The 9,924-nt window shown below is 51.5% G+C and carries 7 protein-coding genes and 1 pseudogene; 6 read left to right on the top strand and 2 right to left on the bottom strand.

From position 1 onward, the window contains the following. A pseudogene (gene silS / locus QMN38_RS25910) lies at positions 1 to 550 on the bottom strand (copper/silver sensor histidine kinase SilS); the annotation flags it as partial. Next, positions 543 to 1,223, bottom strand: a complete 681-nt coding sequence (gene silR / locus QMN38_RS25905) for a copper/silver response regulator transcription factor SilR (protein WP_000697966.1) — start codon at positions 1,221 to 1,223, stop codon at positions 543 to 545. The pseudogene silS and the gene silR, both read right to left, overlap by 8 nt. A 189-nt stretch (positions 1,224 to 1,412) precedes the next feature. On the opposite strand from silR, the gene silC reads away from it, so the two are divergent. From silC to QMN38_RS25875, 6 genes are all read left to right on the top strand, one after another. Beyond that, positions 1,413 to 2,798: a Cu(+)/Ag(+) efflux RND transporter outer membrane channel SilC gene (gene silC / locus QMN38_RS25900; protein ID WP_001507116.1), complete on the top strand. Its 1,386-nt coding sequence runs from the start codon at positions 1,413 to 1,415 to the stop codon at positions 2,796 to 2,798. 27 nt (positions 2,799 to 2,825) lie between these two features. After that, the gene (locus tag QMN38_RS25895) at positions 2,826 to 3,179 is read left to right on the top strand and encodes a Cu(+)/Ag(+) efflux RND transporter periplasmic metallochaperone SilF (RefSeq protein WP_001246152.1); all 354 of its coding nucleotides are present in this window, start codon (positions 2,826 to 2,828) and stop codon (positions 3,177 to 3,179) included. Positions 3,180 to 3,292: 113 nt separating this feature from the next. Further along, positions 3,293 to 4,585: a Cu(+)/Ag(+) efflux RND transporter periplasmic adaptor subunit SilB gene (gene silB / locus QMN38_RS25890; RefSeq protein ID WP_001446341.1), complete on the top strand. Its 1,293-nt coding sequence runs from the start codon at positions 3,293 to 3,295 to the stop codon at positions 4,583 to 4,585. Between the two features lie 10 nt (positions 4,586 to 4,595). Further along, entirely contained in the window at positions 4,596 to 7,742 is a 3,147-nt protein-coding gene (gene silA, locus QMN38_RS25885) for a Cu(+)/Ag(+) efflux RND transporter permease subunit SilA (RefSeq protein ID WP_032231520.1), read from the top strand. A gap of 85 nt (positions 7,743 to 7,827) precedes the next feature. Beyond that, positions 7,828 to 8,268: a DUF411 domain-containing protein gene (locus QMN38_RS25880; RefSeq protein ID WP_023165804.1), complete on the top strand. Its 441-nt coding sequence runs from the start codon at positions 7,828 to 7,830 to the stop codon at positions 8,266 to 8,268. Positions 8,269 to 8,365: 97 nt separating this feature from the next. Further along, positions 8,366 to 9,924 (top strand): HAD-IC family P-type ATPase (locus QMN38_RS25875; RefSeq protein WP_323606359.1); only part of this gene is annotated, 1,559 nt, incomplete at its 3' end.

Raw genomic sequence — 9,924 nt, 5'->3', positions numbered from 1 at the left:
GCGCATCGAGGTAATGGAGATGGAAATTAATGGAGAGGCCAGTCAGCATGACATAATTCTGCTGTTTGCCCTGAAATGTCGCCTGGCCAGAGGAGGCGATAATCCGGTACGTTTCCATCTTCATTCCGGACCCGGTATCCATCGCTCTCGCAGTATCCTCCACCGTCCAGAGAAAGACATCCCGTGCGCGGCTGTGCTCGCTAAAATCGGCTGAATTCACGGCCGGGCGTAGTGCTGCCCCCTGCGCAGAGCTGTACAGCACCTCACCCCGGGGATTGAGGAGCAAAAGGGCAACGTTGCGGTAGCTGGCGATCGATTCCTTTATTTTGCTTACTTTTTTTTCATCCGGATCTGCCGGGGACTGGAGTATACGGCTCAGTGTGGTGCTGATTTGTTGCAGATCGCTGACATCCTGCTCGGCAAAATGCTTTTCAACAGAATGCAGCATAAACCAGGTGAAGGCGATAAACGCCAGTATTGTGGACAGGCTGATAAAAAAGGTCAGCCGCAGCGCGAGTGAGAAAGGTCGTCTGGACGGTTTGCTATGCATCCGGGATCTCCAGCATGTAGCCCACGCCCCGCACTGTCTGGATCAGTTTTGTCCCGTAATCGTTGTCTATTTTAGCGCGGAGTCGCTTTACTGCGACATCAATCGCGTTAGTGTCGCTGTCAAAATTCATGTCCCAGACCTGAGAGGCAATCAGGGAGCGGGGAAGAACTTCTCCCTGATGGCGAATGAAGAATTCCAGCAAGCTGAACTCTTTACTGGTGAGCACAATGCGGTTCCCGGCGCGGCTGACTTTTCTGGATACGAGATCAACCGAGAGGTCAGCCACTTTAAGCTGGCTTTCCGTGATCATCGTGTTTCCCCGCCTGAGGAGGGTTCTTACCCGGGCGAGCAGTTCAGCAAACGCAAAGGGCTTCACCAGATAATCGTCCGCACCCAGCTCAAGTCCTTTGACCCTGTGTTCAATCGTGCCAAGGGCCGTCAGCAGTAATACCGGCATCCCCTTTCCGGCACTGCGCAGCATACGGATGATATCCCAGCCGTTTACATCAGGCAGCATGATATCCAGGATGGCTAAATCATACTCGGCTGTCATGGCAAGATGATATCCGGTCAGACCATTATCAGCGTGATCCACGACGAACCCCGCCTCTGTCAGCCCCTTGCTGAGATATTCACCTGTTTTAATTTCGTCTTCAACGATTAATATTTTCATCATGCTCCCCGGCTGGCTGCTAATGTCATTTTATTGCGCCCACGATCGTTATCAACGGATTACAGCAAAAATGACAACATTGTCATTATCCTGTCACCCGGCAAACAGAGAGCGTTCGGTAAAGTATCCCTATCAATACTCTGGACTTCGTTTGAACCATTTACCAGGTCTGCCTGTACGAGAAGCGTTATGTTCAAATTAAAATTACTCAGCATCAGTACCATATTCATCCTGGCTGGTTGTGTTTCTCTGGCACCTGAATATCAGCGTCCGCCAGCTCCGGTTCCCCAGCAGTTTTCATTGTCTAAAAACAGTCTGACGCCTGCGGTAAACAGCTATCAGGATACGGGCTGGCGAAACTTTTTTGTCGATCCCCAGGTCAGCAGGCTGATCGGTGAAGCCCTGAATAATAACCGTGATTTGAGAATGGCTGCCCTGAAGGTTGAAGAGGCCCGGGCCCAGTTCAACGTCACGGATGCAGATCGTTATCCCCAACTGAATGCCTCATCCGGGATCACATACAACGGTGGTCTGAAAGGTGACAAGCCGACCACACAGGAGTACGACGCGGGTCTGGAGCTCAGCTATGAGCTCGATTTTTTTGGCAAACTTAAGAACATGAGTGAGGCTGATCGCCAGAACTACTTTGCCAGCGAAGAAGCCCGTCGTGCCGTACACATCCTGCTGGTCTCCAACGTTTCACAGAGCTATTTCAGCCAGCAACTGGCGTACGAACAACTCCGTATTGCGCGGGAAACGCTGAAAAATTATGAACAGTCTTATGCATTCGTTGAGCAACAACTGGTGACCGGGAGTACGAACGTTCTGGCGCTTGAACAAGCCAGGGGGCAAATCGAAAGTACCCGCGCCGAAATAGCCAAACGAGAAGGCGATCTGGCTCAGGCAAACAATGCCCTGCAACTGGTGCTGGGAACGTACCGCGCAGTTCCGTCAGAAAAAGGGATTAAAGGTGGGGAGATCGCACCAGTAAAATTGCCACCAAATCTGTCGTCACAAATATTGCTGCAGCGTCCGGATATTATGGAAGCGGAATACCAGTTGAAAGCGGCTGATGCCAATATTGGCGCAGCGCGAGCGGCTTTTTTCCCGTCCATTACCCTGACCAGTGGTCTCTCCTCTAGCAGTACGGAGCTGTCCAGCCTCTTTACGTCAGGAAGTGGAATGTGGAATTTTATTCCTAAAATTGAAATTCCTATATTTAATGCTGGCAGGAACAAAGCCAATCTGAAGCTGGCTGAAATTCGCCAGCAACAGTCCGTGGTTAATTACGAACAAAAAATTCAGTCAGCCTTTAAGGATGTTTCCGACACGCTTGCGCTGCGCGACAGCCTTAGCCAGCAACTTGAGTCACAGCAGCGTTATCTTGATTCACTTCAGATAACTCTACAGCGTGCCAGAGGATTGTATGCAAGTGGTGCTGTCAGTTACATCGAAGTGCTGGATGCAGAACGTTCCCTCTTCGCGACGCAGCAAACCATTCTCGATCTTACCTATTCCCGACAGGTTAACGAAATTAATCTGTTTACCGCGCTGGGTGGCGGTTGGGTAGAGTAAATTTATTCAATTAATCAGGAAATTAAAATGCGTAATTCACTTAAAGCCGTTTTATTTGGTGCCTTCTCTGTCATGTTTTCTGCCGGTCTTCATGCTGAAACACATCAGCATGGCGATATGAATGCTGCCAGTGATGCTTCGGTACAGCAGGTTATCAAGGGCACCGGTATCGTTAAAGACATTGATATGAATAGTAAAAAGATTACCATTTCGCACGAAGCAATCCCGGCGGTGGGCTGGCCTGCAATGACCATGCGCTTCACTTTTGTTAATGCAGACGACGCTATCAATGCCCTGAAAACCGGCAACCATGTCGATTTCTCGTTTATTCAGCAGGGCAATATCTCCTTACTCAAAAGCATTAACGTTACGCAATCCTGATTAACAGTCCGGAGCGAATACATCCAGTGCGCCTGAACATTCATTATGGGATTACTGTGAATGAATAATCGTGCGCATATGCCAGGTGTTTTGATTTTTCAGCGAGAAATTGTATGGCTTCTTTAAAGATAAAATATGCTGCAATAATTATCAGCAGCCTCATAGCAGGGGGGCTGATATCGGTTACTGCCTGGCAGTATTTAAACTCATCACAAAAAACAGTACCAGCAGAACAAAAGGCACCGGAGAAAAAGGTACTTTTCTGGTATGACCCTATGAAACCGGATACCAAATTTGATAAACCCGGAAAATCGCCTTTTATGGATATGGACCTTGTGCCGAAATATGCTGATGAAAGTGGCGATAAAAGCAGTGGCGGGATCCGTATCGATCCAACTCAGGTTCAGAATCTGGGATTAAAAACGCAAAAAGTCACGCGAGGAATGCTGAATTATTCTCAGACAATCCCGGCTAATGTCAGTTACAACGAATATCAGTTTGTCATTGTGCAGGCGCGTTCTGACGGTTTCGTCGAAAAAGTGTATCCCCTGACGATTGGCGATCATGTGAAGAAAGGCACTCCGCTTATCGATATCACCATTCCTGAATGGGTTGAGGCACAAAGTGAGTTTCTGCTGTTATCCGGTACAGGCGGTACGCCAACCCAGATAAAAGGGGTTCTGGAGCGACTTCGTCTGGCTGGTATGCCGGAAGAGGATATTCAAAGGCTGCGTTCAACCCGCACAATCCAGACCCGTTTTACCATTAAAGCACCTATTGATGGTGTCATTACTGCATTTGACCTGCGCACCGGCATGAATATTTCCAAAGATAAGGTGGTGGCTCAGATTCAGGGGATGGACCCGGTCTGGATCAGCGCTGCAGTGCCAGAATCTATCGCCTATCTGCTGAAAGATACGTCGCAGTTTGAAATTTCGGTACCGGCTTATCCGGATAAAACATTCCATGTCGAAAAATGGAACATTCTTCCCAGCGTGGATCAGACAACCCGCACGCTTCAGGTCCGCCTCCAGGTTACTAACAAGGATGAGTTTCTCAAGCCGGGCATGAATGCCTATCTCAAACTGAATACCCAAAGTCAGGAGATGCTGCTGATACCAAGCCAGGCCGTTATCGATACCGGCAAAGAACAGCGCGTGATTACTGTTGATGATGAAGGCAAGTTTGTGCCGAAACAGATCCACGTTCTGCATGAATCACAGCAACAGTCCGGCATTGGCTCCGGTCTTAATGAAGGCGATACCGTGGTGGTCAGTGGCCTGTTCCTCATTGACTCCGAAGCCAATATTACGGGCGCGCTGGAACGTATGCGCCACCCTGAAAAAACAGAAAACAGTATGCCAGCAATGTCTGAGCAGCCTGTAAATATGCATTCAGGGCACTGAGGAGACGACGATGATTGAATGGATTATCCGGCGCTCTGTCGCCAACCGTTTCCTGGTCATGATGGGGGCACTGTTTCTCAGCATCTGGGGCACATGGACGATAATTAACACGCCGGTCGATGCGCTGCCTGACCTGTCAGATGTGCAGGTCATTATTAAAACCAGCTATCCCGGACAGGCCCCGCAGATTGTAGAAAACCAGGTCACCTATCCGCTTACCACCACCATGCTGTCCGTACCTGGCGCAAAAACCGTGCGTGGCTTTTCACAGTTCGGTGATTCGTATGTATATGTCATTTTTGAAGACGGGACCGATCTGTACTGGGCCCGTTCGCGCGTGCTGGAATACCTGAATCAGGTTCAGGGCAAACTGCCTGCGGGTGTGAGCTCTGAAATCGGTCCGGACGCCACGGGAGTGGGCTGGATATTTGAATATGCCCTGGTCGATCGCAGCGGAAAACACGACCTTTCAGAACTGCGTTCTTTGCAGGACTGGTTTCTGAAATTTGAACTGAAGACCATCCCGAACGTGGCTGAGGTAGCCTCGGTTGGTGGCGTGGTGAAGCAGTACCAGATTCAGGTCAATCCGGTAAAACTGTCCCAGTATGGGATCAGCCTGCCCGAAGTGAAACAGGCTCTTGAATCGTCTAACCAGGAGGCCGGTGGTTCATCCGTTGAAATGGCCGAAGCGGAGTATATGGTCCGTGCCAGCGGTTATCTTCAGAGCATTGATGATTTTAATAACATCGTCCTGAAAACAGGTGAGAACGGCGTGCCGGTTTATCTGCGGGATGTTGCCCGCGTGCAGACCGGGCCCGAAATGAGGCGTGGTATTGCCGAGCTGAACGGCCAGGGAGAAGTCGCTGGCGGCGTGGTGATCCTGCGGTCGGGTAAAAATGCGCGCGACGTTATCACGGCAGTGAGGGATAAACTGGAGACGCTGAAGGCCAGCCTGCCGGAAGGCGTTGAAATCGTGACCACCTACGATCGCAGCCAGTTGATCGACCGGGCGATTGATAACCTCAGTTCCAAACTTCTGGAAGAGTTTTTCGTGGTGGCCATCGTCTGTGCCCTGTTCCTGTGGCACGTACGTTCTGCCCTGGTGGCGATTATCTCTCTGCCGCTTGGCCTGTGTATCGCCTTTATCGTCATGCACTTCCAGGGACTAAACGCCAATATCATGTCGCTGGGAGGGATAGCTATTGCCGTCGGTGCGATGGTGGATGCCGCCATTGTGATGATTGAGAATGCGCATAAACGGCTTGAGGAGTGGGATCATCAGCATCCGGGTGAGCAGATTGACAACGCCACCCGCTGGAAGGTGATTACCGACGCCTCCGTGGAAGTGGGACCCGCACTGTTTATCAGCCTGCTGATCATCACCCTGTCCTTTATTCCTATCTTTACCCTGGAAGGTCAGGAAGGACGTCTGTTTGGCCCGCTGGCATTCACGAAAACGTACTCCATGGCGGGAGCGGCCGCGCTGGCCATCATTGTCATTCCGATCTTGATGGGATTCTGGATCCGGGGAAAAATTCCTGCCGAGACCAGTAACCCCCTGAACCGGGTGCTGATCAAAGCGTATCATCCATTGCTGCTGCGGGTCCTCCATTGGCCAAAAACAACCCTGCTGGTTGCGGCCTTGTCCATTTTCACCGTTATATGGCCATTGAGTCAGGTGGGGGGGGAGTTTCTGCCGAAGATCAATGAGGGCGACCTGCTGTATATGCCATCAACATTGCCTGGCGTCTCTCCGGCAGAAGCTGCAGCACTCCTGCAGACGACGGACAAGTTAATCAAAAGCGTTCCTGAAGTGGCCTCTGTATTTGGCAAGACCGGTAAAGCAGAGACCGCAACGGATTCCGCACCGCTTGAAATGGTGGAAACCACGATCCAGCTCAAACCTGAGGATCAGTGGCGTCCGGGTATGACGATTGACAAGATTATTGAAGAACTCGACAAGACCGTCCGTTTACCGGGTCTGGCAAACCTCTGGGTTCCGCCTATCCGTAACCGTATTGATATGCTCTCAACCGGGATCAAAAGCCCGATAGGTATCAAGGTCTCAGGGACTGTCCTGGCCGATATTGATGCGACTGCGCAGAGTATCGAGGCGGTAGCCAAAACCGTGCCGGGCGTGGTGTCTGCCCTGGCTGAGCGACTTGAAGGCGGGCGTTACATCGATATCGATATCAACCGGGAAAAAGCGTCCCGTTACGGTATGACTGTTGGTGATGTACAGCTGTTTGTCTCATCAGCCATCGGCGGCGCAACGGTAGGGGAAACGGTTGAAGGCGTGGCCCGGTACCCGATTAATATTCGCTATCCACAGGATTATCGGAACAGTCCAAATGCATTGAAACAGATGCCGATCCTGACCCCGATGAAGCAGCAGATCACGCTGGGCGATGTCGCGGATATTAAGGTCGTTTCAGGGCCGACTATGCTGAAAACGGAAAATGCCCGTCCAGCCAGCTGGATTTACATTGACGCGCGCGGCAGGGATATGGTGTCGGTGGTTAATGATATTAAAACGGCTATCAGTCAGAAAGTGAAACTTAGACCGGGTACCAGCGTGTCATTCTCCGGACAATTTGAACTGCTTGAGCACGCCAACAAGAAACTTAAATTGATGGTGCCGATGACGGTGATGATCATTTTCATCCTGTTGTATCTGGCGTTCCGCCGGGTTGATGAAGCGTTGTTGATCCTGATGAGTCTGCCGTTCGCCCTGGTTGGCGGGATATGGTTCCTGTACTGGCAGGGCTTCCATATGTCAGTCGCAACCGGAACCGGGTTTATCGCCCTGGCCGGTGTGGCAGCAGAGTTTGGCGTGGTCATGCTGATGTATCTGCGTCATGCCATTGAAGCGCATCCGGAACTGTCAAACAAAGAAACGTTCACACCGGAAGGTCTTGATGAAGCCCTTTATCATGGTGCCGTGCTGCGTGTCCGGCCGAAAGCCATGACCGTGGCGGTGATCATCGCGGGTCTGCTGCCGATCCTCTGGGGTACCGGCGCAGGTTCAGAAGTCATGAGCCGTATCGCGGCCCCCATGATTGGCGGGATGATCACAGCTCCGCTGCTGTCCCTGTTCATTATTCCTGCCGCCTATAAACTCATCTGGCTGCGCAGACATAAAAAGAGCGTGTCATAACCCTGAAAGGGCACCCCTGCGGGTGTCCTTTTGCATAAATTCACCCTGACGTCAGGGTTTATATCGATAACATACAGAGGTGAGTATGAAAAAAATAATTTTAATGACCCTGGCTTTTGGCCTTTCACTTCCTGCAATGGCAGGTGAAAAAGTAATAGACATGTACAAGTCTGAAAACTGTGGTTGCTGTTCCCTGTGGGGCAAGGCGATGGAAAAGGACGGGTTTGAGGTGCGGACCCACGTCATGAATGATCAGGCCCTGTCAGCCCTGAAAGAAAAATATGCTGTTCCTGCTGAGCTGAGAAGCTGTCATACCGCAGTTACTGGTAATTTGATCATTGAAGGCCATGTGCCTGCAGCCACGATACATAAGGCAATGCAGTCTGGTTCAGGGATTTATGGTCTTGCCACCCCGGGCATGCCTGCGGGGAGCCCGGGAATGGAGATGGGGGCCCGTAAAGAGGCTTACGATGTTATTTCATTCTCTCCGGAGGGCAGTAAAAAAGTCTTCCAGCGAATCGAATAGTCAGCGGAACGGCTGATAACGGGACGCCGGCAGCAGGCACTCCTGTGCCGGCGACATTCGTGGTAATCGCATCCATGACATACCCTGAAGACAGAAAATGCTTCAGGCATGCATAAGGAGAGTTACTGTGAAAAATGACAATGTAGTGCAACACAACAACCAGACTGCTTCTGAACAGACATTATCCCCGGACGAGAGCCACGTATTGCATAAGGTGAGAGATCCCGTGTGCGGGATGGCATTCCTGCCCGACAAGGCGCACAGCAGCATTCGATACCAGGACCATCAGCTTTATTTCTGCTCTGCCAGCTGTGAGAGTAAATTTACAGCCCATCCCGACCGTTATCTTACCGAAGATGCCAGTGAACATTCCCACCACCACCACGATCACCACGAAGTCAGCCCAGACCAGATAAAACAGCCTCACCATCAGGCGGAGAAAGATATTTCTGAAGGTGTGTGGACATGTCCGATGCACCCGGAGATACGCCGCAGTGGTCCCGGAAGCTGTCCTGTCTGTGGAATGGCACTGGAACCGCTCGTAGCCACGGCATCGACGGGGCCGAGTGATGAACTTCGCGACATGACAAGACGCTTCTGGCTGGGGTTGTTGCTGGCGTTTCCGGTTCTGATACTCGAAATGGGATCTCATCTGTTTCCCGCCTTGAGGAATACAGTACCGCCACAATACAACACATGGCTGCAGCTGCTTCTGGCCTCTCCAGTCGTGTTGTACTGTGGCTGGCCATTCTTCGCCCGGGCCGGAATGTCGTTGCGTAACCGCTCCCTGAATATGTTTACCCTTGTTGCAATGGGGACCGGCGCAGCCTGGGTTTACAGCGTCATTGCAACCGTCTTCCCTTCCTGGTTTCCTGCATCGTTCAGAAACATGGATGGCCTGGTGGCCGTTTATTTTGAAGCCGCAGCAGTAATTACGGTGCTTGTTCTGCTGGGACAGGTTCTTGAACTGCGGGCACGGGAACAAACCTCAGGTGCCATTACTGCGCTTCTGAACCTTGCCCCCAAAACAGCCAGGCGGCTGGATCATGACGGTCATGAAACGGATATTAATGCAGAAGATGTCCTGCCTGGCGATAAGCTCCGCATCAGACCTGGAGAGAGTATTCCGGTCGACGGTATCGTGGTCGAAGGCAAAACAACTGTTGATGAATCGATGGTGACCGGGGAGTCTATGCCGGTTACCAAAAAAGAGGGTGAACCTGTCATTGGGGGGACGATTAATCAGACAGGTAGTCTTATCATCCGAGCAGAGAAAGTCGGTGATGAAACGATGCTCTCACGAATTGTTCAGATGGTCGCTGATGCACAGCGTTCGCGTGCCCCCATCCAGAGAATGGCAGACAGCGTTTCAGGCTGGTTTGTTCCTCTGGTGATACTTATCGCGGTTGTTGCTTTCTTGATCTGGTCTGTCTGGGGGCCCGAGCCCAGGATGGCGCACGGTCTCATTGCGGCTGTGTCGGTCCTGATTATTGCCTGTCCCTGCGCGCTGGGACTGGCCACGCCGATGTCGATAATGGTGGGGGTGGGCAAAGGCGCCCAGGCCGGGGTGTTAATCAAGAATGCCGAAGCCCTTGAGCGTCTTGAAAAAGTGGACACGCTGGTTGTCGACAAAACAGGCACGCTCACGGAAGGTTC

This window comes from Citrobacter sp. R-1.5.2 (assembly GCF_035064245.1).
Classification (GTDB): domain Bacteria; phylum Pseudomonadota; class Gammaproteobacteria; order Enterobacterales; family Enterobacteriaceae; genus Citrobacter.
Note: the sequence above shows the minus strand (reverse complement) of the source record. Positions and strands in the feature narration are given on the sequence as shown.